A 24,832-nucleotide genomic window follows, 5' to 3' on the forward strand; every position below is an offset into this window, starting at 1 on the left:
GCACCGGGATAAGTGAGAGCATCAAACAGGCTGGTACGGCCGAGCGAAGGGACATAGTTTCTCAGGAAGTGTTACATCCCTTCGAGACGGCGCGCCGGGGGCGTCGCGCCCTACTAGCTCGGTGATTCCCTTGTTTTTTCCTATGCGTTTCCCTTAACTAAATGTTATTGATGCCCCCGCGCCGGGCGGCGCGACCGTCCCCCCGCGGCTACCGCCGCGCATTTTATTGCGAACATAGCAAGCCCCGCTACTTCCCCACATACTCCTCCAAGCATTCGCCGGATTCCTTCATGGCAAGCGCGGCTTCCGGGCCGACATAGCGGTAATGCCACGGCTCGTAGTCGATGCCCGTGATATCCTCTTTTTCCTTGGGATAGCGCAGGATAAAGCCGTAATCCGCCGCGTGATCCTTGAGCCACTGGAAGGCGGCGGTCTCCGCAAAGCCCTCGTCCAGCGTGGGATGATAAGGCGCGACGATATCGAGCGCCAAGCCGATGTGGTGCTCGCTGCACCCGGGCGGCTGCACCGTGCGGCCCGCCTTTTTCTTGGCCTTATCCTCGGAAGCGCCCTTATCGGTAAATTCCTTTACCTTATCCTGATAAAGCTTCGTCTGTTGACTGACGCTGCGGTAGCCGGAGCAGATTTTCAGCTCCACGCCGTCCGCTTTGGCGGCGGCCAGCATCATTTTGACCAGATCGCCGATGCGCGCGTCCACCCGGATATCCTCCACCTTTTGCAGGTCGAGGGTAAAGGCCCGGTCGAGCGGCTTATCCGCGCCGACGAGCAGCAGGCTCCACCGCTTGGGCTGCTCCTGCACCGCTTCGGCGGAAGCCGCGTCCGGCTCGGTTTGATCGGCCGGCTTTGCGGGCCACACCTTCCACCGCAGGAAGAACAGCGCCGCCGCAAGCACCATAATGAGCAAAACGGCGGGCACGGCGCGGCGCTTACGCTTCGGCGCCGGTTTCGCCGGGGGCTGCTCCCGCCGGTTCCCCGGCTGGTTCGTTTGGCCGTATCTCCTTGGCACGTTGCTCCTCCTCCCTTCCGCCGCCGGCGGCCCTTGATCGGGCGGCGACGGACAAAATCTCCGCGTAAATGGTGGCGACCACCTGATACAGCTCCTCCGGGATGCGCGCGCCCACTTCCAGCATGCAAAGCAGGGAGGACGCGCTGTCGTCCCGGTAAACGGGAATGCCGCGCTGCTCGGCCACGTCGATGATATTTTCCGCAACGCGCCCATAGCCGGAGGCAATGACCACCGGAGCCATATCCTGATCCGCGTTGTATTTCAGGGCAACCGCCCTCTGTTCAGACTTTGACATCGACACCCACCCTTTTATACGGCAAGGTTTTAAAAACATCCATCAGCGAGCGGGGCTTTTCCAGCGCCGCCACCGTCATGCGGCCCAAATGGTAGGCCCCATCCGCCAGCTTGCCGGGCAGGCTGCGCCGCAGCGGCAGCAGCAGCGCTTCCATGCCGGGCGGCGCGTAGATCGCCAGATCGACCGTGCGGCGGTAGAAGAACAGCTCGGCTTCAAACCGGCCCACACCCTCCACATCGATCACCAGCAGCAGGTGGCGGCCCCCCGCCGCGCCCTCGGGCATTTCGCCCTCGCCGCTTTCCGGGTTGATCCAAACCTCCGCGAAGGCGCGCACGTCTTCAAACAAGGTGGGCACGACGAAGTGCAAAAGCGGCGTGAAATTGCACGGCGAGGACAGCAGGCTGTGCAGAATGCCGTCCAGCTTGGCTTCGTCCCCGGCGGAAAGCCCTTCCCTGCCGGACTGCCGCCCGATTAGCTGCGTGAGCGTTTCCATGACCCGGGAGCCGCTCCCGCGCGTGCCCTCGGTAAAGCCGGCGCGAAAGTCCGCCAGAAAACGCGATAGCTCGCGCCGCTGGGGCGCGGGCAGCAGCTGGCGCAAATAGGCCGCCGCGTCGTCCAAAAACTCGCCGCTGTCGTTATAGCGGGAGAGATTGTATACCGTGATGGACAGGTTTTTCGCCAGCTTGGGCGAATACAGGATGCTTTCGCTCACCTCGCGCAGCAGGGCGAGCGCTTCGTCCTTTAGCTGGGCAAAGTTATCGCCCGCGTCCTCCTGCCGGAAGCGCTCAGACAACGCGGCGAGCCGCCCGGACAGATCGGCGCTGGGGGCAAGGCTTTTGGACAGAAAACCCAAATTATTCGCCGCCGCGTCCAGCACGTCCCGGCGGCCAAGGCTGCTGTTCATGGCTTTCAGCAAATTGGCCACCGCGCCCGGCAGCTCGGAACCGGAGGGCGCGGAATCGCTCAGTTCGCGCAGAAAATCGAAAAACGGGCCGCGGAACACGGTCGCGTCCTCCCCCTGCCGCACCAGCTCGGCCGCAACATCCCCCGGCTGCGCCAGCAGGCCGCCGAAAAGCTGTTCCAGCTCGGTGGTAACGGTTTCGTTATTCGCGGGAAGCAGCTTGAAAACCTCTTCCAGCAGGAAAATGTTCTTAAGATACGTGGCCGCCACCGACGGGTCCTTTAACAGGTCCATCAGCATGGCCGCGCCCTCGCCGCCGTTCAAGCCGTTGTTTTGGGCCAGCACATCGCTTTGGTTATGGGGCTGCAACACGCGGCTGGTGGCTTGCAGGCTAAAGGGGTTGACCGGGTCGGCCCCCTGCTTGGGCGGCACCGCTTGACTTTGACTGACGAGCGGTGTGGTTACTTTGAGCAGCTCCGCCAAGGCGACGCCCCCTTTCCAAAAATGTTCCTGATTAGATTATGATATGAAAACCGCAAAACGAAAGCGGCGCGGGCAAAAAAACGCGGCGGACTGCGGCAACAATGTCATTCCGTTGAGGCCTTTTTCAACAATTTGTCATCCTGAGCGTAGCGAAGGATCTCGCGCGAACGCGCGGGGTCCACGTAAGCGTCGCGCGTCCGCGCGAGATCCTTCGGCCTAACGGCCTCAGGATGACAACCTGAATAGCGCTGAACAAAATAATATCGTTGCGGCGAGGCAGTCCGCCACGAATAGGGTTCTACCGCCGCAGGCCGTTCACGACCTGCTCCATCTCGTCCGAGGTCTGCACCACCCGGGCGCAGACCTGAAAGGCGCGCTGGGCGGACAGCATATCCATCATGCCGTCCATCATATTCGCGCCCGAGCCTTCCAAAAAGCCGTGCAGCAGGTCGTAGGAATCCTCGTCCGCGCGCTCGGCCACGCCGGAAAACTCGTTCGGCGTGTAGCCGCTGCCCATGGCGGGGGTCAGGGCGTTCGGGTTGTCGAAGCGGAACACGCCGATGCGGTCAATCAAATCGCCGGTGTCGATCGAGCCGTCGTCCTGCTGGGTGACGCGGATTGGGTTGCCGCGCCGGTCGAGCACTTGCGCGCCGTCGATCGTGCACAGGTAATCCCGGCTGCCCTCGACCGAAATGGCGAACGCGCCGTTGCGGGTGTAGCCGATATCCCCATCGTTATTGACGGCGAAGAAGCCGTTACCGACGATGGCGAAATCCAATTCGCCGCCGGTGAGCTGCGGGCTACCCTGCCCCACCAGCACGCCGGTGGACACGGTGCGCACGCCGCTGCCGGTAAGCGGCGCGCGGTCGGTATTGGCGTACATATCGGTATGGAGCAGATCCTCAAACGCCGTCGTTTCCTTCTGGTAGCCCACGGTATTTGTATTGGCCAGATTGTTGCCGATGGTGTTCATGGATTGCTGATAAGCGGAAAGGCCGGAAGCGCCGGCGTAAAATGCGGCTTTCATAATTAATTTCTCCCTCTTCCGAATTTAAATTGAAGCGATCTGCGAAGCGGCCTTGCGGTCCATCCCATCGATGATCTGCAAAGCGGAGCTGCAGCTTTGGAACGCGCGCTGGGTGGCGAGCAGGCCCGTCAGTTCCTGCTCCATATTGACGTTGGACAGCTCGAGGCTGCCCTGCACCAAATGCGCGTCGTTCACGATGCGCATGTTCGCGCCCTGCGGCGCGCGGAACAGGCCGCCGTCCAACTTGGTAAGCGCAGACCCCTCTTCCGGCGCGGTGAGCATCAGCGAGCCGACGCGGCGGTCGTCCTGATTGTAGACCTGACCGGTCTCGTCCACGCGGAAGCCCGGGCCGCCGACGCGGAGCGTGTCGCCGTTCCGGCCGAGCACGCGGCCCACGCCGGGCAAGACCAGATCGCCGTTTTCATCCGTATCGAAATTGCCGCCGCGCGTCAGCATGATCTGGCCGTTTTCCGCGCGGATGTTGAAAAAGCCGTCGCCGTTGATGGCAAGGTCGAACGAGCGGCCGGTTTCGCGCAGGTCGCCGTTTTGCATCAGCGTCGCCACTTCGCTCACCACGGCGGCGGGCGCGCCGCGCCCTAACGCCGCGTCGCCCGAAGCCTCGCGGCGGGTGGCAAGCTCCATTTCAAAGGGGGAGATGAGCGTACGGTCCGCCCGGTAGCCGGGCGTTTGCTGGTTGACAAGATTGTTGCCGATCACGTCCAGATCGCGCTGCTGACTCAGCATGCCGGACGCGACCGTGTAAAAACCGGATAGCATGGCGTATCCTCCTAATCGATATAATCCTTTAGTACCTCGCCCAGCGAAGCGATCGCCGCCGAGCGGATCTGCGACACCCGCTGTTGGGTCAGATCCAGCACTTCGCCGATCTCGCGCAGGTTTAGGTTTTCATAATAGCACAGGGTGATTACCTGCCGCTGCCGGGGCGGCAGCGCTTCGATCGCCGCGCCGAGTGCCGCGGTCAGCTCTTCCCGCATCAGGCCGCCCTCCGGGCCGTCCGCCGGGGCGTGGGGCCGGGCAAGGAGCGCCTCGCCCGTTTGGTCCAAAAGCGCTTCGAGCGATACCGCGTCTACCGCGGCGATTTCGCCCAGATATTGGCCGAGCTTTTGCTCGCTCAGCCCCATGGCGTCGGCCAGCTCGCGGTCGGTCGGCTCGCGCAGCAGGGTCTGCCGCAGCTCCTCCGCGGTTCTCAGTATATCGCGCCGCGCGGCCTGCACGCGGTTGGGCAGCCAATTCTGCCGCCGCAGGTAGTTTAAAAGCGCGCCCCGCACCGCGCGGAAGCTAAAGGTCTCGAAGCTCGCGCCCCGGTCGGGGTCGTACTTCTCGATGCACTCCATCAGCGCCACGATTCCCTGATTGAAAAAATCCTCCGCCGGAATGCGGGAGAGCAAAATGGAACGCATGCTGCGGATCGCGGCGGTGACGTTCGCGGCGTAGTGCAGCACCAGCTGATTGCGCAGCTCGGCGTCGCCCGATTCCTTGTAGCGCAGCATCACGCCTTCCGGATCGGCCAGACAAACGCCGGTCTGCAATTTATCCAGAGCCATGTCCGGCCCTCCTTTCCGCCGGGAACGGGCCCGCGGGTTAAATCTCGATCATGCCAAGGGACTGGATCTGCACGTTGCTGTCGATATCGTTGAAGGACAGCACGGTCACATCCGGATAGAATTGATCGAGCAGCTTTTTGAAATACACGCGCACCACCGGAGAGGTGAGGATGATAGGCGTTTGCACCAGCTTTTTCATCTGGGTCAGCTTATCGGTGGTCGCGGCGATGATCTTTTGAATGGTGTTCGGCTCCAGCGCCAGATAAGCGCCGCCGTCCAGTTTTTTAACGTTGTTCAAAATCAGGTTTTCCAGCCCGCCGTCCACGCTGAGCACCTTCATCTGCCCCGCTTCGGAGAAGCGGCGGGTGATGGTGCGCCGCAGCGCCTGCCGCACGTATTCGGTGAGCATGTCGCTGTCCTTCACGCTGGGCGCGTAATCGGACAGGGTCTCCAAAATGGTCTCCATATCGCCGATGGGGATGTCCTCCCGCAGCAGGCCCCGCAGCACCTTATGCAGCTCGTTGAGCGATACGGACGAAGGGATGGTATCGTCCACAATGGTATCGTTCGTTTTTTTCAGGTTGTCCAGAATGCGCTTTACCTCCTGCCGGGTGAGCAGCTCCCAAGCGTGCTTGCGAATCAGTTCGGACAAATGGGTGATGATGACCGAGGTCGGATCGATCAGCACGTAGCCCGCTACCTCGGCGCGCAGCTTTTTATCCTCGCTGATCCACTTGGCCGGCATGCCGAAGGCGGGCTCCACGGTCTCGATGCCATCGATGTTATCCGGTCCGTCCGCCGGGGCAAGGGCCAGATAATGGTCGATCAGCACCTCGCCGACGGCCACGCGCTCGCCCTTGAGCTTGATCTCGTACTGGTTGGGGTTGAGCTGGCTGGAATCCTTGAGGCGCACGGACGGAATGACCATGCCCATTTCATCGGCAAACTGCTTGCGCAGCATGACGATGCGGTCAAGGAAGTTGCCGCCGCTCGATTGATCCACCAGCGGCAGCAGGCTGTAGCCCACCTCCACGCCGATGGGGTCCACATTGAGAAGGCCGTACACATTGTCGAGGTTCTTGTAAAAGCTCACCTCGCTCGTGACCTCTTCGGTCACGGGCGGGCCTTGCTCCAAAGCGGCGGACGCGGCGCGGCTTTTGCGCAGCAGCAGCGTGCCGCCCACGAGCAGCAACGCGGAAAGCAGCAGCACCTGCGGCACGGGGAAGCCGATCAGGCACAGGAGCGGCAGCGCCGCGCCCGCGATGACCAGCACCAGCGGCTGCGAGGTAAACTGTTTGATCACATCGGTGTTCAGGTCCGCGTCCGACGCGGAACGGGTGACGATCATGCCGGTCGCCACCGAAATGAGCAGCGCGGGGATCTGACTCATCAGGCCGTCGCCCACGGTAGAGGTGGAATAAATGCTGACGATGGAGCCGATATCGCCCTGCCCGTTCAGCAGGCCGACCACAAGGCCGCCGATCAGGTTGACGAAGGTGACCACGATGGAGATGATCGCATCGCCCTTGACGAACTTGGAAGCGCCGTCCATGGAGCCGAAAAAGTCGGCTTCGCGCTGGATTTTGCTGCGGCGCTCGCGGGCCTGCGCCTCGTCGATCAGGCCGGAGGACAGGTCCGCGTCGATCGCCATCTGCTTGCCGGGCATCGCGTCCAGCGTAAAGCGGGCGGATACCTCGGCCACGCGCTCGGCGCCCTTGGTGATAACGATGAACTGCACCAGCACGATGATGAGGAACACCACAAGGCCGACGGCCACGTTATCTTGAATCACAAAGTGGCCGAAGGTGGCGATGACCTCGCCCGCGTAGCCCTCGCGCGTCAGGATGGAGCGGGTGGACGATACGTTCAGGCCTAGGCGAAACAGCGTGGTGATGAGCAGCAGGGAGGGAAAAATGGAAAACTCCAGCGGCTCCTTGATGTACATGGTCGTGAGCAGGATGATAAGGGAAAGCGCCAGATTCAGGATGAACATAAAGTCCAGCACTTGCGTACCCAGCGGCACGATGAGCAGGGTCACGATGAGCAGGACGAACACCGCGATGAAGTTGTTGAGCAGTTTCATGCGTTTCATGCTTTGCCGTTCCCTTTCAAGCTGTATACAAAGGCCAGCACCTCGGCAATGGCCTGATAGAATTGCTCTGGGATCTCCTGATCCAGATCGACGGATTCATAGAGCGCGCGGGCCAGCGGCCGGTTCTCGGTCACATACACGCCCGCGTCCTCCGCGGTTTTGACGATGCGCAGGGCCAGCGCGTCCACACCCTTGGCCAGCACGACCGGGGCGCGGTTCTTGCTGCTGTCGTACTTCACGGCAATGGCGTAGTGGGTCGGGTTACGAATGACCACGTCCGCGTTCGGCACGTTTTGCATCATGCGCTGGCGGGATTTTTGCTGCTGGCGCGAGCGGATGGCGCCCTTGATCTGGGGATCGCCTTCGAGCTGCTTATACTCTTCCTTGACCTCCTGCTTGGTCATGCGCAGGTTTTTCTCGTATTCCCACCACTGGTATAAATAATCCGCGGCGGCGAGGAACAGGAAGATCACCCCGGCCTTGAGCGCGATGGAGAGCACCAGCCCGCCCGCGCTGATGAGCGCCTGCCCGGGCTCCATATCCATCAGGCGGGCCAAGGCGGGTATTTCCTTTTCCAGCGTGATGTACAGCAGGTACAGAAGTACCGAGATCTTCAAAATGGACTTGAGCAGCTCGACCAGCCCGCGCATGGAGATCATTTTTTTCAGGCCGGCGAGCGGGTTGATGCGCTCGCCCTTGAAGGAAAACGCCTTAGCCGAAAACAGGCCCCGCGTTTGGAACATGGTGATCGCCACGGCCACCGCGCAGCAAAGCAGCAGCAGCGGCATGGCGGTGAGCGCGAACACGCGGCACGCGTCCGAAAAGAACGGGAGCAGATCGCCGGGGCCGACCGCCTCGGTCACGGCGCACAGGTCGATATAATCAGTAAGCAGCCCTTCCATATTGCGCAGGATGGAGGGCGAAAGCACCTTGAGCGCGAGAAAGCAGGACAGCAGCGAGGCCACGGTAACGGCTTCCTGACTGAGGAACACATTGCCCTTTTTTCGTTCGTCCGCTTTTCGTTTGGGTGTTGCTTTTTCGGTTTTCTCACCGGCCACGGCTGTGTTCCCCCCTTCCCCGCGTTGATCGGTCTACGCGAACGCTTTCAAAAGGTCGCTCATGCTGGCGAACATCGTTTCGATATACCCGTTCATAAATTCTGTCACCGGCACGGCAAAGAGGAACAGAAGGACCATGCCCAGCAGGATCTTGGTTTGAAAATGTATGACAAACACGTTGATCTGCGGGATCAGCTTCATCAAAATGCCCATGGACAGCTCCAAAACGAACGAAGCCGCCAGAAAGGGCAGGGTTAGGCGCATGATCAGGTCAAAGGCGGTGACGAACAGCCCCGCCAGCACGCTGCCGACCGCGCCGGTCAGCCGCGCCGCCCCCATGGGCACCACGTCGTACGACGCGGTCATCACGCGGATGAGCAGCAAGTGGCTGTCCGTTGCGAAGAAATAAAGGATGAACAGCAGCTGCAGCAGGTTGCCAGACAGCGACATTTGAATGCTGCTGCCCGGGTCGAACACCTTGGCCATGGACAGGCCGAAGCCGGTGTCGATCACATCGCCCGCGAAAAAAAGCAGATAGAAAAAGAACTGCAAAACAATGCCGCAGGCGACCCCGATCATGAGTTCCTGCGCCGAGAGCATGATCAGCCGGAATGCCGCAGGCTCCTGCGGCATTCCGCCCCCTTTAAGAGGGGCGACGATGATTGCCAGACCGAGCGCAAGCCCTGCCCGGATGCCGGCGGGCACGCTGCGGCGGGACAGCACGGGGTTGAAGAACAGCGCGCCGCCCATGCGGCAAAAAGCCAGCAGCACGGCCGAAAACGCGCCGTATGTGATCTCCCAGCTCATACTCACAGCCCCGCCATCAGGGTCATAAGGGATTCAAAAAAATCGCTGAGCGAGGTGAGCATCCACGAACCCAGCACCAGAAGGAGCAGCGCCGTGAGCAGAATCTTGGGCACAAAGGTGATGGTTTGCTCGTGAATCTGCGTGGCCGCTTGAAAAACGGAGATCAGAAGGCCGACGGCCATGCTGACGATCAGCAGCGGCGCGGAAAGCTTTAAGATCAGCCCGATTGTTTCTCCAAATACCACCAGCACATCCTGCTGGGCCATGCGGCCACCTCCCCTCGTTTAAGAATCAAATACGCTAATAGAAGCTGCTCACCAGCATCTCCATGACGCGGCTCCAACCGTTTACCACCACAAAAAGCATCAGCTTAAAGGGCAGCGAGATCATGGAGGGCGGCAGCATCACCATGCCCATGCTCATCAAGGTGGAGGATACCACCATATCGATCACGAGGAAGGGCAGGTATAACAGAAAACCCATGGTAAACGCCCGCTTGAGCTCGCTCGTCACGAATGAAGGCACGACCACGTGCAGCGGCAGCTCGGTCAGGTTTTCGGGGGTTGATACGTCCAATTCCTCCTGCCCGTCGAGCGAGCAGAACAGGTTCAGATCAGCCGAGCGGGTCTGCTTGAGCATGAACACCTTGATCGGCTGCTGCATATTGGCGAGCGCCTGCTGCTGGGTGATCTCGCCCCGGTTTAGCGGCTCGATCGCGGCTTCGTTAATCTCGCCCAGAACGGGCGACATGATGAAAAGCGACAGCGCCAGCGCCAAGCCGATCAGCACCTGATTGGGCGGCGTTTGCTGTAAGCCGATGGCGTTGCGCAGCAGCGAAAACACGATGACGATGCGGGTGAAGCTGGTCATCATGAGCAGCAGCGTAGGCGCGAGCGCGATGACCGCGAACAGAAACAAAAGCTGCATGGTATCCGCGCCGCCCGCGCCGCTGGTGTTGATCTCTAGTGAGGCCGCTGCCGCGGGGGCCGTGAACGCGGCGGCCGCGGCGGCCGAAACCGGCAGCAGCCGTTTCAGGGCGAGCATGCGCCGGGGCGCTTCGTCGCCCGGCTGAATTTGCGTGTTCCATGTCATTGGCGCGGCCCGTCCTCCCCGTTTTGTTTTCCCCGTTTTTCCCGCACGGCCTTTTTCAGGCAATCCATAAAATCCGGCGGCGTGCGTGCCGCCTCCCCTTCCGGGTACAGCGCGGGGTCAAGCTCGTCCAGCTTCTGGATCTGGTGCGGGGTAACGCCCAAAAGCAGGACGCGGTCGCCCGCCCGCACCACGGCGAGCGAGCTGTCCCGGCCCACGGGGGTGCGTTCCAGCACCGTGACCCGGCTGCCGCCGGGCATTTTCAGTTGTCCGGCGCGGCCCACCAAACGCGAGACCCACCAAGCGCCGAGCAGCGTGAGCAGCATCAGCGCCAGCGTGCCGCCCATGGCCAGAATGGCCTTCCCTTGCTCCCAGTTCACCGCCCTATCACCTCGACATATTCAGCGAATCGAGCAAATCCTTGGTGCCCACGATCTCGGTGATGCGCACGCCGTAGTTGTCGCCGATCACGATCACATCGCCATAGGCCAACAGCTGGCCGTTTACGACGATCTCGGCGGGCGCGCCGGTCTGCTTGTCCAGATCGATGACGGTGCCCGGGCCAAATTCCAGAATATCGCGGATGCGCCGTTTGGTCTTGCCGATGACGATGGACACATCGAGCGGCACGTTCATCAGCAGGCTGGCGTTCACGCTGGTCAGCGCCTGCACCGCGCTGCTTTGGTCGGTGAATTGAGGGAACCGGGGACGGCGCACGTCCAGCTCGGGCGCTGTCTGCGCCGCCGGGGGCGCGGCCTGCACGGGCGCGAGATTCTGCTCCGCCGGCGCGGGCGCGGGGGCCGGCGCGGACGGCGCGGGCATTTCCGGCGCGGGCTCGCTATGGCTGTCCGCCAGCGCGAGGCCCAGCTCCGCCGGGATCAGGCAGCACAGCCGCCCTTCCAGCACGTCCCGGATGCTCTGCACGCCGGTCAGCGACAGAAGCGGCCGCCCCGCGGGCAACAGCGCCGCGAATTCCGCCGGAGAATCGACCGCCACGCCCTGCTCCACGGCAAAGCGCACCGGCCGCCCCATATGCGCGGCCAGCGCACCGGCCGCGGCGTCCAGCGCCTGACCGACCACCTCCATGGCCGCGGACATGTTCATTTCGTCAAAGGGCATGCCCTCCATGGCGGCGGGATCGCCGCCCATCAGGATGCCCAGCACCTGCCGCATGTCGTCCTGCGGAAGCAGCACAAGGCCCTTCTGTTCCGCGTCGTCCCCGGCGGTTACCTGAAACGCAAGGCTTTCGCCCAGCTCCGGTACCCGGAGCGCGCCGAAAACGCCCTGCTCCACGCCTTCCTCTCGCAGGCTCACCTGCCGGTTCAGCATGCCGGACAGGGCCGACCCCGCCGAAGCCAGCGCGCCGCCAAGGCCGTCCCTCACGGCGAGAAGCGCCTTATCGTCAAGGTGCATGCCGCCCTTATTCTGCTCTACACTGCCCATCATGGTATCCCTCACTTTAATTCTCTGCTACATCCACGATTTTGACCGCCTTTTTCCTGTCGGTCTCCCCCAGTCGCCCATGGTACCAGGGTACGCCCTCCACGGTGACGCATATGTTATCGCTGATTCGTTTGTTCAGCGTGATCACGTCGCCCACCTGAATGCGGAGGATGTCTCCAAGATTCATTTCGCACTGATCCAAAATGGCGCAGAGCTCTAGGTCGGAACGCTTTAAGTAGTCCATCATCAGGTCTTTTTTCTGAATTTCAAGCTGCGGGTCCGGGTGCTTGACCGCCCGGGTGTACCGCTGTGCAAAGCTGTGGATCAGCTTTTCTAGATTTTCCGCCAGCATACAGATGCGGATGGTGCCGCCGAAGCCCTCGCCCTCCAAGCTTAGGGTGACGCTCACCACCACATCCTGCGGGGAGTAAGCCTGCAGCAGCCTGCCGTTTGTCTCCACGCTGCGCAGCGCGGTCTCTACCTCTAGGTAGCTGCCCCACGCCTCGCGCAGGTAGTCGGATAAATGCTCCATCGCATACCGCAGCAGCGCGAGCTCAACCTCGGTATAGGTCCGCGCCGGTACCCACGGCGCTTCCGAGCCGCCCATCAGGCGCTCGACCAACAAATAGCCGAACGCGGTGGACATATCGAGCAGCAGGTTGCTTTCCTCATACCGGGCGTCCAGCGGCTTAAAATCGATCACACCGACCAGCGCGGTATCCGATAGGGAGTTTCCAAATTCGGTATACCGCTGCTCCTCGATCTTCGCCACGCCTACCTCGCACATGGTGCGCAGCACGTTGGTGAAGTACGAGGAGATCATGCGGCAGAAATGCTCATATAGGCTGGTCAGCGAATTGAGCTGATCCTTGGTGAACTTTTTCGGTGAAGAAAAGTCATATGCCTTGATTTCAGCCGGTTTTTTTACCTCTACCCGTTCCAGCCGGCCCGCCCAGCTCTGGGCGGCGTCCCCCTGCCGGGTCTCCATGTCTTCCATTCGGCTTATAACCCCTTTCTTCCGTGGCGCGCCTCAGTCGTCATAGGGGGAAACGTTCTTTTCCACGTCTCCCGCCCGGCCGCCAGAGGGGGCGCCGGGGTTCAGCAGATCCTCCGCCCCGCCGTAGGTGGGGTAGTAGCCGCTGTCGTAAAAGCTTTTCAGTTCCGCGTTGTCCAGACTGTTGCCGATAATCACCAGCTCGACGCGGCGGTTTGCCTGCCGCCCTTCGGCGGTGCCGTTGTCCTTAACAGGGTTGGTGTTGCCGTAGCCCATCACAATCATCTTATCCTCGGGAAAGCCCTGCTTCCCATCCAGATAATCGGCCACGGCGGCGGCCCGCTCGCCGGACAGCATCCAGCTGGACACGCCGTAGTTCGGGTCGCCCGTCGACGCGGTATAACCGCAGATGTTGATGTGCTGGATCTGGCTTTCGCACTGCTTCAGCGCGCCCGCCACCTTTTCCAGCACCGGCTCGCTGCCGGGCAGCAGCTTTGCGCTGTCCGGCTGGAACAGCATGCTGTTGTTAAAACGGATGTAAAGCACATCGTCGCTCTTGACCAGCTGCACATCGTCCTGCATGGCGGACTCGTTGACAAAGCTGTCTAGGCTGTAATACAGCTCGTTCAGATCCTGAATGGAGCCTAAATTGTCGCCCGAGCCGCCCATGCCGGGTTCTCCCGTGCCGCCAAGGCCCTGATTGCCCGGGCCGGAATCGCTCACGGTGACATCCGGGTAGCGCGCTTGCAGGGATTCGACAAAAGCGTTGAACTTCTCCTCATTGACCGAGGAAAAGCTGAGCATAACGGCAAAAAAGGTAAGCAGCAGCGTCACCATATCGGCATAGGTGTTCAGCCAGGTGCCGGTATCCGTTTCATCGCCCAGTCGCTTTCTGTTTCTCATGGCGCCTGACGCCCCCTTTCCGCCCCAGTTGGGCTTAGCCCCGCGTCTTGCGGGATCTGCCGGAGCCAGCCTCCTCGCCCTGCTCGTCCAGCTTTTGCTGGCGGTACACGGGCAGGATGTTGGTCAGGCGTTCCTCGATAAACTTCGGGTTCTCACCGGCTTGGATCGCCTCCACGCCCTCGCAGATGATGAGCTTGCAGAGGTACTCCTCCTCATGGCGGACGCGCAGCTTATTGGCGATCGGCATAAAGACCACGTTGGACAGGATGCTGCCGTAGAACGTGGTGACCAGCGCGACGGCCATGTTCGGGCCGACGGACTCGACTTCCTGCAGCTTGTCCATCATGTTGATCAGGCCGATCAGCGTGCCGATCATACCGAAGGCGGGCGCGTAGGCCGCACCCTTTTCATAAAAGGTGCGCTCCGAGGCGTGGCGCTCCTCCATATTGTCCATCCATGCGGCGAGCTGCGCCTTGACCTTTTCCGGGTCGACCGAGTCGACGACCATTAAAAGGCTGGCGCGCAAAAAGGTGTCCTCCATGCCGTCCAGCTCTTCCTCCAGCGCGAGCAGGCCGTTGATGCGGGCTTTTTTCGCGCACTCGACCAGCGTTTCGATGTACTGCTGGGGATCGTACTGGGTCGGATGGAAAATGATGCTCAGATGCTTGGGGATCTTCGTGAGCTGAGAAAGCGGAAAGGAGATCATCAGCACGCCCAGCGTGCCGCCCAAAACAATGAAAACGCTGGGCAGATCGCGGAACATCTTTAAGCGGAGCGGTTCCATATGGAAGCCCTCATCGGTCTGCACCAGCATGATACCGATCACCATGACGCAAACGGCCAAAATCAGGCCAAAAATGGACATCAAGTCAGATTTCTTTCTCACGGTCTCAGCTCCTGCCTTCCCCATTTTCTACCCTGCCGGGCAGGCCGGCCCGCAGTCTTTTGCGGAACGCGACCACCTCGTCCACGACCTCCTCGAGCGTTTCCCGCACGATCAGCAAGTGGCCGTTCGTCAGATGGATCGTGGTATCGGGCGTTCGCTCTATGGTCTCGATCAGATCGTCGTTTAGGACGAAAGGCACGCCGTTCAGTTTTGTTAACGTAATCATGTTCAGGGCTCCTTTCCGATCCCGCGTCCGGCGGGTCTGCCCCCGCCGGGCGGGCGCGGATGCGCGTTTTGCGCGCGATATTACCGCTTGAGGTTAATGAGCTCCTCCAGCATGGTGTCGCTTACCGTGATGACACGGGAATTTGCTTGGAAGCCGCGCTGGGTGGTGATCATGTCGGCAAATTCGGAGGAAAGGTCGACATTGCTCATTTCCAGAGCGCTGCTCTTGAGCGCGCCGGTGCCGCTGCTGCCCGGATCGGCCAGCTTGGCGTCGCCGGAGTTCGCGGTCGTGGTGTAGTAGTTATTGCCCACCAGCTGCAAGCCGGCCGGGTTCGAGAAGGTGGCGAGCGAAATTTTGCCCGCGGCCACCGTGCCCTTTTCGGCGTGGTTGACGGTGATGATGCCGTCCGAGCCGATCGAAATGCTGGCAAGCTGGTCGAGCGAGATCGAGCCGCCCTCGGTGCCGCCCACCAGCGCGAAGCTCGTGGTGCCGAGGCCGAGATCGCGCGACGGCTCGGCGGCCGTGATGTCGAGCTCTTGTCCGCCGGTCAGGCCTTCGGCCTTGGAGCCGTCGGCGGCGTCCGCGCCGTTTTGGGTCTTGCTCAGTTCGCCCAGCGCGTCATAGCCGGGGTTGGTGAATTGGAGATAGTCGCCGCTGCTGCTCTTCATCAGAATCGAGGCCGCGGTGGTGTTTTCATCGATCTTCGCTTCATAGGTCTTGCCGCCAAGGCTCATGGCGACCGTCCAGAACGGAGCGTCCGTTCCGTTATCGGTAAAGGTGGCGGTGACGTTGTTCACGGTGCCCTCGCCGGAAAAGTCGTTGCTGCTCTTCTGGAACGTCATCAGGCCGCCGAACAGGTTGTTCGCGCCCGTGCCGGTCACCTTGCCGCCGGTCACATCAAAGGTGCCTCCGGCAATCTCCGCGCCCGTGCGCGCTTCGGTAACGGCGTCCTGCGCGGGCACCGCGCTGTAGTTGTGATGCCCAAGGCTGTTCTGGATGGCCGTATTCAAACCAGCTTCGGCCACGCCAAAGTTTTTCAGCATGGTATCCTTGCTGGGGATGGAGAGCGAAATGGTGCCGTCCGCGTCGCTGCCGGTGGACAGCGTTACGGTGCTGCCAAACGACGCGCCGGTGCATTTGTAGGTTTTACCGCTGGCGGTTTTGGCGGTAACATCAATCTTACCATCCGCACTGATATTGGTGCATTCAAAGGTCAGCGCGCCCTGTCCAGCGAAGTTGTTGCTTACGCTGATGCTCGCGCCGCCCATAAAGAACTTGGGCGGTGTGCCGTCCGCCTGTTTGATCAATGTTTGCGCCGGATTGGCGTTGAACGGGCTGAGCGCGTCCCGGAACTTGGCGGCGTCGGTCACCGACAGGCTGATCGAGCCGTCGCCCGAGGCGGGCTTCATGGTGATGCCGGTATCGCTGGGCTTGAATTTTCCCTCATACGTCATGCCGCCAAAGGTCGCCTTGATTGTATAGGGGTTGGAATCCGCCGCGTTATAGGTCACTTCAAAATTATACTGGGCATCTCCAATGCCCTGCGGGATATTGATATCCTTGATTGAAAGGCCTTGGAAGAAGCTGCTGCCCGCGGTCAATGTAGCCGCCTGCTTGAAGGCGTTGCCGGTAAAGGTGCCGTTGGTCGAGCTGGTGCCGAACAGGTTTTTATCCGCCGAAATGGTAAAGCTGCCTGCCGCAAGCTGCTTGCCGCCGTTCGCCTCCACGATGGCCGCGTTGACCGCGCTGTTCAGGTCCGCCATCGAGGTGAAGGACTCGAAGGCGTTGAGCTGCACGGTCACCGCGCCGTTGGGCGAAATGGTGGCGTGCGCGCGCTGGCCCGCGGGCAGCGATTCGCTGGCGCCGAGGGTGAAGGACACGTTGCCGTACTTGGACGCGTTCGAGGACTTGACGGTGTACTTGACGCCGTTGATCTCCTGCGTATCCTCCGGCTGCTTGGAGTTGACCGAGCCGATATTATCGAGCTTGATCTTCTTGGTGCCGGGCTTGCCGTCCACATTGGTCGCGCCGAGAACGAAGTTGCCGTTGATATCGGTCAGGTAGCCGTTGGAATCATAGTCGAGCATACCGGCCTTGGTGTAGAAAATGTTGCCGTCCGGGTCCATGACCTGCAAAAAGCCTTCGCCGGTGATGGCCACGTCCATGCCGAAACCGGTGTTCTGCATGCTGGACTGGGTCATCTGCGTTTGAACGGCGTTCAGCGTCGAGCCGTAGCCCACGCTGGAAGGGTTGACGCCGCCGCGGCTCGAGCTGCCGGAGGACGCGCCCCTGAGGGTCTGATAATAAATATCGCTGAACACGGCGCGCTGGGATTTATAACCGTATGTATTGACGTTGGCAATGTTATTGCCGATTACGTCCATTTTGGTCTGGTGGGCTTTCATGCCCGCCACGCCTGAAAACATGGCTCTGTTCATTTGAAACTCCTTTTCCGGGAACCGCCGCGCCCGTCAGTCAGTCGGGGCGCGAAAATAGCCTCCTCAAAAGGTCCGGCTTAAACAATTACGGTTCCATCGATGTTGGTAAATACATTGCCCTTCATGTCGCTGCTGTCCACCGTGGTGATCACGGTGCGGTTTTTTACATTGACGAGAAAGGCGGTCCGGTCCACTAGGATCAGGGTATCCTCTAGGTTCTTTTCCTCCGCCAGCTTGACGCCCTCGCCCAAACGGTTGAGGCTGTCCTCGTCCAGCTCGATCTGGTGATCGATGGTGCGCTTGACGGCATGCTTGGAAAACGCCACGCCGCTTGTCTCCTGCAGCTGACGCTTGAGTACGTTTTGGAAGGACTCTCCCGATTCCTGCTGCTCCGCAGTCCGGCCGGGGGCCTGTCCGCCGGGTAGGATCGGCGTTCCCGTTATGATCGGGCGATAAAATTTGATCTCATCCATGCGATCTCCTCCTTCCGCGTCAATCCTGCCGCTTGGTCTTGATGGTCACCGGCTTGTAGACCGATTTCTCACCGTTTTGATCGGTCACGACCACGTTGATATAGTAGCCGGTCTCCGCTTCGAGCCCGTCGATCGATTGGCTGGTGACTGCCTTTTGCTCCTTGGGGCCCGCCATGGTGCCAGCTTCGACTGCCTCGACGGTGTCAAACGGGCCTTCCTTGCCGTAATAGACGGTGTAACGCAGGCCGGCAGCGGACGCTTCGTCCTCCGTGGGCACTTCCCACTTGACGGTGGCCGATGAACTGTCCACATCCTCGGTTTTTACAGAATAGTTGGTGGGGGTGACCAGACTGACGCCGGACGATACGCCGTTCGACACATCCATGATCTGGTTCATGCTATACTTTTTACCGCCCACATAGACGACATATTCGTCGTCCACCAGTGAAATCCGCTGCACGGGGCCCGTGGTGGTGTCCAGTTCGCCGTTCACCTTAAAGCGGGAGGCGGTCACCGTTTTGCCCACAAGGCTCATGGCGTAGTTGCTGCGGGCATAGCCTGCCATCTCCTGCATCTGCTGCATGTTGGAGAACTGCACCATCTGTTCGACCATCTGGTTGTTGTCCATCGGGTTCATAAAATCCTGATTTTGCATCTGCGCCACGATCAGCTTGAGAAAATCGGACTGATCCATGGTCGAATTATCGGTCTTATCGGTAAACACCGCGTCATAAACGCCGCTTGATTTGCCCATGGCCCGTTCCTGACCCGATACATTGCCAACGCCCATATCCATCCTCCTCTCTTTAAATGTAGGTATCCAGTCCCGCCCGGATCAGGGCCGGGGCTGAAAACAGCTGCATGGGATCGTCCCGCGCCGCTTTTTCGCCGTAGAATACGTTTTGGTTTTGCCCGTGGAAGCTTTGCCGCTGGCCGCCAAACTGCTGCGCGAATTGGCGCGCCATGTCGAACTGCTGGCTTTGCGCCTGCGCGCCGGCATTTTCCGCCGCCTTTGGCACCGCCTGCTGCACCTCTACGCCCATGGGACGCATGGCTTCCCGCAGCGCCGCCAGCTCGTGATTGATCGCCTTGGCCGTGCCCGTGCTTGCCGTTAGGATGGACAGGGTGGTTTTCCCTTCCGCTTCCGTGAGCTTGACCGTGATCTCGCCCAGCGATTCCGGCTTCAGCTTCATGCTGAATTCCTTTCGCCCAAGCGCCATCTCGCGAGACAGGCCCTCGTCCAGCTGCCGGGATAGCGGAGGCGCTTCGCCGGTCTCCCGGTTTTCCCGGAGGGTTTCGGTAAAGTCTGTGTGTTTGGCCCCTTCGGTCGCCGCCAAATCCTGCCGCCCTGCCGCGCTGTTTTCCGCCGTGGGCTGCTCCAACTGCCGCTTGGCCGCCTGCACCGCGCTGCGGAACCGGCCTTCCGCCTGATAATCCTGCGCCGCGCTGTCGGTTTGCCGACCCGACGGCTGCTCGACGTAAGAGGTCTCGAGCACCCGTACCTGCTCGTCGCCCGCCGCCGCTTGCTCTGTCTGCGCCGCGCCGGATTCCGCGAAAGGCTGTGTGGCCGCGCCTTCGCGCCGCGCCGCCGCGTCCGATACGCCGGATACGCCTGCCGCCTGCACCACCGCGCCGGGCTGATCGGGCCGCATCACGGGCTGTATCAGCGCCATACCGGCAAGCTCGCTCATCATCGCGCGCGCTTGCTGCTCGGCGTCGCCGCCGTCCGCCGTGCCCATCGCGGCCAGCAGTTCGGCCATCGCGCCTTCCAGTTGCTCCGGGTCGCCGTCCTGCAGCAGCCCTTCGCCGCCGTTTTCGGTCATTTGCTCCATCATGCTTTGGAAGATCGCCATGAACGGATCGCCCGCCGGCTCTGTGCCCAGACCGCGCCGCAGCTGTTCCAGCCCCGCGTTCAGTCTGGCTTCGCTTCGCAAATTCACTTGTTCCATCTCTTTCTCACCTCCTTTCCCTGAAGATATCTATATCGATCGCGCGGCGCGGCCAAGTGCCGTGCGCGCGAATCGAACGAAAGAATGGGCGTATCCGCGCGACGCGTTTATACGCTTCTGCTGCGGATCACCTGTGAGGATACAAATTCAGAAAGAATCTTTTCGCGTTCCTTGCCTTCTTCTAAGCGGTATTCCTCCCGCTGGCGGTCCTCCAGCTTGTCCAGCGAGGTGACCTCCTGCGAGGCGGCCACCACGACCTGCAACTGTGCTTCCGACGCCTGCCGGGCCGCTTCGAGCGCCTGCCGGAGCTGTTCCCCGCTGCGGCGGCCGTTTTCCAGATACAAGCGGTAGACCATCAGTTCGCCCGAATCCATGCCTTGGCGCTGGCGCTCGGCCAGCTCGTGCGATTTTTGCTGCAGCTCGCCGGATAGGGCGCGCATTTGCGCTTCGATCTCCCGCTCCCGTGCCCGGCAGCGGGCCAGCGCGTCCTTCTCCCGGTCGAGCAGCTGGTTTTTATAGGAGCGCATCCGCTCCAGACTGAATTTGAAGTTTTTCATCGAATGACTTCCTCCAACAGCTGCATGGTCTGTTCAAAATCGATCTTTTCCTCGACCCGCTGCGTCAGGAACCCGTTGATGCGTCCCATATGGGCCACGGCGGTGTCCAGCTCGGGGTTGGTGCCGCTTTTATACGCGCCAATGGAGATCAGATCCTCGTTATCGCGGTAGATCGACATCATGTTGCGAATCTGTCCCGCCGTTTGCACATGTTCGGGCGAGGCGATCTCGTTCATCAAACGGCTGACGCTGCCCAGCACGTCGATGGCGGGATAGTGGTTTTTCGCCGCGAGGCGGCGCGACAGGATGATATGCCCGTCGATAATGCCGCGCACGGTATCGGAAATGGGTTCGTTGGTATCGTCGCCCTCGACCAACACGGTGTAAATGCCGGTGATCGATCCGGTCTCAAAATTACCGGAGCGCTCGAGCAGCTTGGGCAGGGCGGAATAGATCGAAGGGGTATAGCCTCTGGCCACGGGCGCTTCGCCGGTGGCCAGCCCGATCTCGCGCTGGGCCATGGCAAAGCGCGTGAGCGAATCCATCATCAGCAGCACATGCCGCCCCCGGCGCTGGAAATATTCCGCGATCGAGGTGGCGGTCATCGCGCATTTGAAGCGCATCATCGCCGGCTGGTCGGAGGTCGCCACCACCAGCACCGAACGGGCCAGCCCTTCGGGCCCTAGATCCCGGTTCATGAATTCGACGACCTCGCGCCCGCGTTCGCCCACGAGCGCGATCACGTTGATATCCGCCTTGACGTTGCGCGCGATCATGCCCATCAGCGTGGACTTGCCCACGCCGCTGCCCGCGAAGATGCCCATACGCTGTCCCTTGCCGATGGTGAGCAGGCCGTCGATCGACTTGACCCCCATCTCCATGGGTTCGCTGATGGGCGGGCGTTCCATCGGGTTGGCGGGCGTGCCGCCGATCGAGATGGTGTCGCCGCCTGTGACCGGCCCGCCGCCGTCAATGGGCACGCCCAGCGCGTCCACGGTGCGGCCGATCAGCTCGTCGCTGACCCGAACGGTCAGCTTGCGGCCCGTATTGCGCACGGGACAGCCGAAGCCGATCCCGTCCGTTTCCTGATAAGGCATCAGATAGACCCGGTTTTCCGCGATCCCGACGACCTCGGAGACCAGCGTTTTATCCTCCCGGTCGCTTCGGATGGTACAGATATCGCCGATGCTGCAGGCAAGGCCTGTGGCTTCCAGCGTCATACCGGCGATCTTGCTGATGCGCCCTTCGTGATCCAAAAGATCGCTCAAATGCACCATACGGCGGAAACGGCTCATATCCAAATCATGGTGCTTCATTGCGCGTCTCTCCCGTACCGGCGTCCATATCGGCAAAGGCCTCGCGCAGGTGCCCCGTCTGCACGGACAGCGTGGCCACCAGCGTGCCTTCGTCTGTATTCACACGGCAGGTGTCGTCCGGGCTGGGCGTGGGGGCGACCTCCGCGGTGCCGCGGTATTCCGGTTTTTTCAGTTCTTCATTTAAGTAACCCACCAGACCGACCAGCCGCTCGGACACGTCCACGGTCAGCCAGCGGGAGTGCTTGACGGAGGAGACCGTCTTTAACACCAGCGGCGCGAGCGCCAGATCGTCCTCCGCGAGCTTTTGCAGCATCACCTTTTCGGCGATGTCCACCGCCAGATATTTCAGCTCTCTGGCGTACTGTTCCATATATTGATCCTGCTGCTCTTGCAGCTCGATCAGCAGTGCGTCCACACGATCCAGCGCCTCGCGCAGCTCGCCGCGCTTTTGATGGATCGCGTCCGCGTAGGCGCGCTCGGCCGCCTCGGCCTTGACCTTTTCCAGTTCCTCTGCAAAAAGAACGGCCATTTCCTCCCGCGTGGGTGGGGTGGGCGGTTCGGGCGGTATTTCTTCCGGTTCCGGCGGTTCGGGTTCGGGCGGCGGGGAAAGGTCGATATCCGGGATGCACACCGCATCCTCCCACTCCCGGAAGGCCGCCTGTTTCAGGATATCAGGCAATGATCTCATCCCCTCCTCTGGAAATGGTGATCTCGCCGCTCTCCTCCAGAGAACGGATGATGTTTACGATGCGCTGCTGCGCTTCCTCCACGTCCCGCATACGGATGTTGTGCAAGTATTCGATATCGGTCAGGATATTTTCCTGCGCGCGCTTGGACATATTGCTCAGCAGGATGCTCTTGACCTCTTCGTTGGAGCCCTTGATGGCGATCGCCAGATCCTGACTGTCGACCTCGCGCAGGAAGCGCTGGATATCCATGTCGTCCAGCTTGACGATATCCTCGAACACGAACATGAGCTTGCGGATATTTTCGGAAAGCTCGGGATCCTTCTGGCCCAGTTCGTCGAAAATGCGTTTTTCCGTTGTCCGGTCGGTGTGGTTCATGATATCGGCCACGTAGTTGACGCCGCCGATCTCGGCCAGATTGTCGGACGCAATGCCCGAGAAGCGCTTTTCCAGCACCTTTTCCACAATATGAACAATTTCGGGCGACACGCTTTCCAGCCTCGCGATACGCTGGATCACATCGAGCTGCACCTCGCGCGGAAGCGCGGAAACCACCTGCGAGGCCTGCTCCGACCGGGCGTAGGACAGGATGAGCGCAATGGTCTGCGGGTGCTCGTTTTGCAGCATCATCATGAGGCCCCGGTAACTGGATTTACGCACAAATTCAAAGGGATGCTTTTGCATGGCCTGCCGGATGCGCTCCATATAGGACCCGGCGCGCTGCGTGCCGAAGGCTTTTTCCAAAATATTGCGCGCGTAATCCACGCCGCCCTCGGAAATGACCTTTTGCGTGACGCAGAGGCCGTAAAAATCCTCCATAACGGCTTCCAGCTCCGCCGTGGGCAGGTGCTTAAGCCGCGCTACCTCGAGCGAGATGGCTTCGATCTCATCCTCGCGCAGGTATTTATAAACGGACGAAGCCGATTCCGCGCCCATCGCCACGACGACCGCCGCCGCCTTGGTCACGGGGGAAAGGCCCTTTTTGCCGCTTTCCTCCGGCACGGCGGCCTGTATCGTTTCCTCACTCACGATTCATCCGCCTCCTTTAACCAAGTGCGAAGCAGCTCCGCGGTGATCTCCGGGTTGGTTTTTGCGAAATTGCGGACCTCGTTGATGATCTCGCTGCCGCTGTCCTCGCTGACAACTTCGGGGGCGGGCTGCCGCTGGGCGGTCTCCTCCGCCAGCCGCCGTTCGGCTTCCAGCTCCGCTTCCAGCAGCGCGTCCTCCTGCCGCCGCCTTTTGCGCCGGACGAGCAAAAGGACCGTTACCAAAATGACGATAAGCAGGATCACGCCGCCCACGATCGCCCAGACCCACCACGGAATTCCGGTTAAGGTCAGCGCTTGGTTTTCATCCTCCGCGGGCGTGCCCGGCGCATCCGCCGCAGCGGTGCGGAAGGTGCCCACGCTGATCAGGGCGGGCGGGATATCCGCGCCCTTGGAAATGTTATCGATCAGCTCCTGCCGGCGCACGTTGTTGAGCGTCGGATCGTCCACCATGACGGCGATGGTCGCGCGGCTGATCACGGCGTTGCCCTTCTCGATCTGGGTCTTGATATAGTTGTAATCGATCGTCACGTCGCGGCTGAAGCGGGTGCCCCCGCCGTCCGCGCCCGGGTCGGCATAGACATAGCCCGGGATATCGGTGTTGTTTTCCTCGCCCGCGATGCCCTTGGAGAGCGATACCTCGCCGTTCACCGCGCCCGCCTGACTGCTGTGCGTCACATAGCCGTTATTCGTCGGCTTGCCGTTTTTGTCGGGCACGCCGCTCATATCGTACTTTTCGGTCATCATGGCGTCAAAATCAAGGGTGATCTTGGCCACGGCCACCACGCCGTCCTTGCCGTAGATAGGCGTGAGCAGGCGCACGATATTATCCTCGATATGCTGCTGCACCATCTGCTCCAGCTCCAGATTTTTGCCGGCGGAGTAGCCGCTCTGCTCCTCGTCCGTTCCGGTGAGCTCCTTCAAGGTGGCGGCGTCCGCCACCTCGACATCGGCGGAGGCGAGCTTATAGATGCTGGCCGAAACCAGATTTTTTACAGTCTGCACCTGCGCGGGCGACAGCTCCACCCCGCTTTTCAGGGTGAGCAGCACGCTGGCCGTGGCTTTGCTGTCCTCCGCGGCCTGCTGCCAAATATAGTCGCTTTCCCGCGCGGGGGTGATGGTCACCGCGGCCCCGCTCACGCCGTCGATCTTTTTCAGCGTATCCTGAATGCGGTCCTGCAGCTGATACAGCTTGTACTGATCCATCTGCGCCTCGGTCGTGGTCAAGCCGGAATGGCTGTCGAACACATCGTAGGCAAGGCCGCTTTTGGGCAGGCCCTCGCTCGCAAGCTGCAGCAGGCTTTTGTCGTACAATTCCGCGCGCACCAAAATATCGCCGTTACCGTCCATCTGCGGCTGCGCGCCCATCTCCTGCAGGCGGCTGTAAACAGAGGAAGCCTCGGCGGTTTCCAGACCGGAATAGAGCACGCGATAGTCGCTCTTTTTGCTGTTCAGCGCGACCGTTACGATCACGGCGAACACCAAAAGCGCAACGATAAAAGCTCCCCAAAAAATTTTTCGTTTCTTGGGGAGTGCGATAATGTAATTTTTAATATTTATCACGGAATCCTTTA

General features: G+C 61.0%; 26 protein-coding genes. All 26 read right to left on the minus strand.

Annotated features, from left to right (window positions below):
* Nucleotides 1–247: 247 nt before the first annotated feature.
* Nucleotides 248–1,024: a M15 family metallopeptidase gene (locus NE562_RS13330; RefSeq protein ID WP_280962926.1), complete on the minus strand. Its 777-nt coding sequence runs from the start codon at nt 1,022–1,024 to the stop codon at nt 248–250.
* On the minus strand, nt 945–1,319 hold the full coding sequence (locus tag NE562_RS13335; RefSeq protein WP_280962927.1) for an EscU/YscU/HrcU family type III secretion system export apparatus switch protein: 375 nt from the start codon (nt 1,317–1,319) through the stop codon (nt 945–947). The genes NE562_RS13330 and NE562_RS13335 overlap by 80 nt, the downstream gene beginning before the upstream one ends.
* Complete coding sequence (locus NE562_RS13340) at nt 1,306–2,703, minus strand: antitoxin (protein WP_280962928.1); 1,398 nt, start codon at nt 2,701–2,703, stop codon at nt 1,306–1,308. The genes NE562_RS13335 and NE562_RS13340 overlap by 14 nt, the downstream gene beginning before the upstream one ends.
* 298 nt (nt 2,704–3,001) lie before the next feature.
* A complete protein-coding gene (locus tag NE562_RS13345) occupies nt 3,002–3,730 on the minus strand; it encodes a flagellar hook-basal body protein (protein ID WP_280962929.1) in 729 nt (242 codons plus the stop codon).
* A gap of 24 nt (nt 3,731–3,754) precedes the next feature.
* The gene (locus tag NE562_RS13350; RefSeq protein WP_280962930.1) at nt 3,755–4,507 is read right to left on the minus strand and encodes a flagellar hook-basal body protein; all 753 of its coding nucleotides are present in this window, start codon (nt 4,505–4,507) and stop codon (nt 3,755–3,757) included.
* Nucleotides 4,508–4,518: 11 nt separating this feature from the next.
* A complete protein-coding gene (locus NE562_RS13355; RefSeq protein ID WP_280962931.1) occupies nt 4,519–5,295 on the minus strand; it encodes a sigma-70 family RNA polymerase sigma factor in 777 nt (258 codons plus the stop codon).
* A 37-nt stretch (nt 5,296–5,332) separates the two neighbouring features.
* A complete protein-coding gene (flhA, locus tag NE562_RS13360) occupies nt 5,333–7,387 on the minus strand; it encodes a flagellar biosynthesis protein FlhA (protein WP_419196009.1) in 2,055 nt (684 codons plus the stop codon).
* Nucleotides 7,384–8,445: a flagellar biosynthesis protein FlhB gene (gene flhB / locus NE562_RS13365; RefSeq protein WP_280962932.1), complete on the minus strand. Its 1,062-nt coding sequence runs from the start codon at nt 8,443–8,445 to the stop codon at nt 7,384–7,386. Before flhB ends, flhA begins: the two co-directional genes overlap by 4 nt.
* 33 nt (nt 8,446–8,478) lie before the next feature.
* On the minus strand, nt 8,479–9,252 hold the full coding sequence (gene fliR / locus NE562_RS13370; protein WP_280962933.1) for a flagellar biosynthetic protein FliR: 774 nt from the start codon (nt 9,250–9,252) through the stop codon (nt 8,479–8,481).
* A 2-nt stretch (nt 9,253–9,254) separates the two neighbouring features.
* Nucleotides 9,255–9,518 carry a flagellar biosynthesis protein FliQ gene (gene fliQ / locus NE562_RS13375; protein ID WP_280962934.1) on the minus strand — a complete coding sequence of 88 codons (264 nt, stop codon included), beginning with the start codon at nt 9,516–9,518 and terminating at the stop codon, nt 9,255–9,257.
* Nucleotides 9,519–9,552: 34 nt separating this feature from the next.
* A complete protein-coding gene (gene fliP, locus NE562_RS13380; RefSeq protein ID WP_280962935.1) occupies nt 9,553–10,344 on the minus strand; it encodes a flagellar type III secretion system pore protein FliP in 792 nt (263 codons plus the stop codon).
* Entirely contained in the window at nt 10,341–10,721 is a 381-nt protein-coding gene (fliO, locus tag NE562_RS13385) for a flagellar biosynthetic protein FliO (protein ID WP_280962936.1), read from the minus strand. Before fliO ends, fliP begins: the two co-directional genes overlap by 4 nt.
* A 7-nt stretch (nt 10,722–10,728) precedes the next feature.
* Nucleotides 10,729–11,787 (minus strand): flagellar motor switch protein FliN, encoded by a 1,059-nt coding sequence (gene fliN / locus NE562_RS13390; RefSeq protein WP_280962937.1) that lies wholly within the window; start codon nt 11,785–11,787, stop codon nt 10,729–10,731.
* A gap of 13 nt (nt 11,788–11,800) precedes the next feature.
* The gene (locus NE562_RS13395; protein WP_280962938.1) at nt 11,801–12,781 is read right to left on the minus strand and encodes a flagellar motor switch protein FliM; all 981 of its coding nucleotides are present in this window, start codon (nt 12,779–12,781) and stop codon (nt 11,801–11,803) included.
* 33 nt (nt 12,782–12,814) lie between these two features.
* Nucleotides 12,815–13,681 (minus strand): OmpA/MotB family protein, encoded by an 867-nt coding sequence (locus NE562_RS13400; protein WP_280962939.1) that lies wholly within the window; start codon nt 13,679–13,681, stop codon nt 12,815–12,817.
* Between the two features lie 34 nt (nt 13,682–13,715).
* Nucleotides 13,716–14,567, minus strand: coding sequence for a motility protein A (locus NE562_RS13405; RefSeq protein ID WP_280962940.1), 852 nt, complete (start codon nt 14,565–14,567; stop codon nt 13,716–13,718).
* 4 nt (nt 14,568–14,571) lie between these two features.
* Complete coding sequence (locus NE562_RS13410; protein WP_280962941.1) at nt 14,572–14,793, minus strand: flagellar FlbD family protein; 222 nt, start codon at nt 14,791–14,793, stop codon at nt 14,572–14,574.
* An 80-nt stretch (nt 14,794–14,873) separates the two neighbouring features.
* The gene (locus NE562_RS13415; RefSeq protein ID WP_280962942.1) at nt 14,874–17,231 is read right to left on the minus strand and encodes a flagellar hook-basal body complex protein; all 2,358 of its coding nucleotides are present in this window, start codon (nt 17,229–17,231) and stop codon (nt 14,874–14,876) included.
* A 77-nt stretch (nt 17,232–17,308) separates the two neighbouring features.
* On the minus strand, nt 17,309–17,704 hold the full coding sequence (locus tag NE562_RS13420) for a TIGR02530 family flagellar biosynthesis protein (RefSeq protein ID WP_280962943.1): 396 nt from the start codon (nt 17,702–17,704) through the stop codon (nt 17,309–17,311).
* A gap of 19 nt (nt 17,705–17,723) precedes the next feature.
* The gene (locus NE562_RS13425; protein ID WP_280962944.1) at nt 17,724–18,494 is read right to left on the minus strand and encodes a flagellar hook capping FlgD N-terminal domain-containing protein; all 771 of its coding nucleotides are present in this window, start codon (nt 18,492–18,494) and stop codon (nt 17,724–17,726) included.
* Nucleotides 18,495–18,510: 16 nt separating this feature from the next.
* Nucleotides 18,511–19,653: a flagellar hook-length control protein FliK gene (locus NE562_RS13430; protein WP_280962945.1), complete on the minus strand. Its 1,143-nt coding sequence runs from the start codon at nt 19,651–19,653 to the stop codon at nt 18,511–18,513.
* Nucleotides 19,654–19,760: 107 nt separating this feature from the next.
* Nucleotides 19,761–20,210: a flagellar FliJ family protein gene (locus NE562_RS13435; protein ID WP_280962946.1), complete on the minus strand. Its 450-nt coding sequence runs from the start codon at nt 20,208–20,210 to the stop codon at nt 19,761–19,763.
* The gene (gene fliI, locus NE562_RS13440; protein WP_419196010.1) at nt 20,207–21,526 is read right to left on the minus strand and encodes a flagellar protein export ATPase FliI; all 1,320 of its coding nucleotides are present in this window, start codon (nt 21,524–21,526) and stop codon (nt 20,207–20,209) included. The genes NE562_RS13435 and fliI overlap by 4 nt, the downstream gene beginning before the upstream one ends.
* Nucleotides 21,513–22,214: a FliH/SctL family protein gene (locus NE562_RS13445; protein ID WP_280962947.1), complete on the minus strand. Its 702-nt coding sequence runs from the start codon at nt 22,212–22,214 to the stop codon at nt 21,513–21,515. The genes fliI and NE562_RS13445 overlap by 14 nt, the downstream gene beginning before the upstream one ends.
* Nucleotides 22,198–23,241 carry a flagellar motor switch protein FliG gene (gene fliG, locus NE562_RS13450; protein WP_419196011.1) on the minus strand — a complete coding sequence of 348 codons (1,044 nt, stop codon included), beginning with the start codon at nt 23,239–23,241 and terminating at the stop codon, nt 22,198–22,200. The genes NE562_RS13445 and fliG overlap by 17 nt, the downstream gene beginning before the upstream one ends.
* Complete coding sequence (locus NE562_RS13455) at nt 23,238–24,821, minus strand: flagellar M-ring protein FliF C-terminal domain-containing protein (protein ID WP_280962948.1); 1,584 nt, start codon at nt 24,819–24,821, stop codon at nt 23,238–23,240. The genes fliG and NE562_RS13455 overlap by 4 nt, the downstream gene beginning before the upstream one ends.
* Between the last annotated feature and the right edge of the window lie 11 nt (nt 24,822–24,832).

This window comes from Butyricicoccus faecihominis (assembly GCF_024462775.1).
Taxonomy (GTDB): Bacteria; Bacillota; Clostridia; order Oscillospirales; family Butyricicoccaceae; genus Agathobaculum; species Agathobaculum faecihominis_A.

Coding starts and splice junctions, on each gene's coding strand:
- NE562_RS13335 (WP_280962927.1), bottom strand. CDS start 1,319: ATGTCAAAGTCTGAACAGAGGGCGGTTGCCCTGAAATACAACGCGGAT.
- NE562_RS13345 (WP_280962929.1), bottom strand. CDS start 3,730: ATGAAAGCCGCATTTTACGCCGGCGCTTCCGGCCTTTCCGCTTATCAG.
- NE562_RS13350 (WP_280962930.1), bottom strand. CDS start 4,507: ATGCTATCCGGTTTTTACACGGTCGCGTCCGGCATGCTGAGTCAGCAG.
- NE562_RS13355 (WP_280962931.1), bottom strand. CDS start 5,295: ATGGCTCTGGATAAATTGCAGACCGGCGTTTGTCTGGCCGATCCGGAA.
- flhA (WP_419196009.1), bottom strand. CDS start 7,387: ATGAAACGCATGAAACTGCTCAACAACTTCATCGCGGTGTTCGTCCTG.
- fliR (WP_280962933.1), bottom strand. CDS start 9,252: ATGAGCTGGGAGATCACATACGGCGCGTTTTCGGCCGTGCTGCTGGCT.
- fliQ (WP_280962934.1), bottom strand. CDS start 9,518: ATGGCCCAGCAGGATGTGCTGGTGGTATTTGGAGAAACAATCGGGCTG.
- fliP (WP_280962935.1), bottom strand. CDS start 10,344: ATGACATGGAACACGCAAATTCAGCCGGGCGACGAAGCGCCCCGGCGC.
- fliN (WP_280962937.1), bottom strand. CDS start 11,787: ATGATGGGCAGTGTAGAGCAGAATAAGGGCGGCATGCACCTTGACGAT.
- NE562_RS13395 (WP_280962938.1), bottom strand. CDS start 12,781: ATGGAAGACATGGAGACCCGGCAGGGGGACGCCGCCCAGAGCTGGGCG.
- NE562_RS13400 (WP_280962939.1), bottom strand. CDS start 13,681: ATGAGAAACAGAAAGCGACTGGGCGATGAAACGGATACCGGCACCTGG.
- NE562_RS13410 (WP_280962941.1), bottom strand. CDS start 14,793: ATGATTACGTTAACAAAACTGAACGGCGTGCCTTTCGTCCTAAACGAC.
- NE562_RS13415 (WP_280962942.1), bottom strand. CDS start 17,231: ATGAACAGAGCCATGTTTTCAGGCGTGGCGGGCATGAAAGCCCACCAG.
- NE562_RS13420 (WP_280962943.1), bottom strand. CDS start 17,704: ATGGATGAGATCAAATTTTATCGCCCGATCATAACGGGAACGCCGATC.
- NE562_RS13425 (WP_280962944.1), bottom strand. CDS start 18,494: ATGGGCGTTGGCAATGTATCGGGTCAGGAACGGGCCATGGGCAAATCA.
- NE562_RS13430 (WP_280962945.1), bottom strand. CDS start 19,653: ATGGAACAAGTGAATTTGCGAAGCGAAGCCAGACTGAACGCGGGGCTG.
- NE562_RS13435 (WP_280962946.1), bottom strand. CDS start 20,210: ATGAAAAACTTCAAATTCAGTCTGGAGCGGATGCGCTCCTATAAAAAC.
- fliI (WP_419196010.1), bottom strand. CDS start 21,526: ATGAAGCACCATGATTTGGATATGAGCCGTTTCCGCCGTATGGTGCAT.
- NE562_RS13445 (WP_280962947.1), bottom strand. CDS start 22,214: ATGAGATCATTGCCTGATATCCTGAAACAGGCGGCCTTCCGGGAGTGG.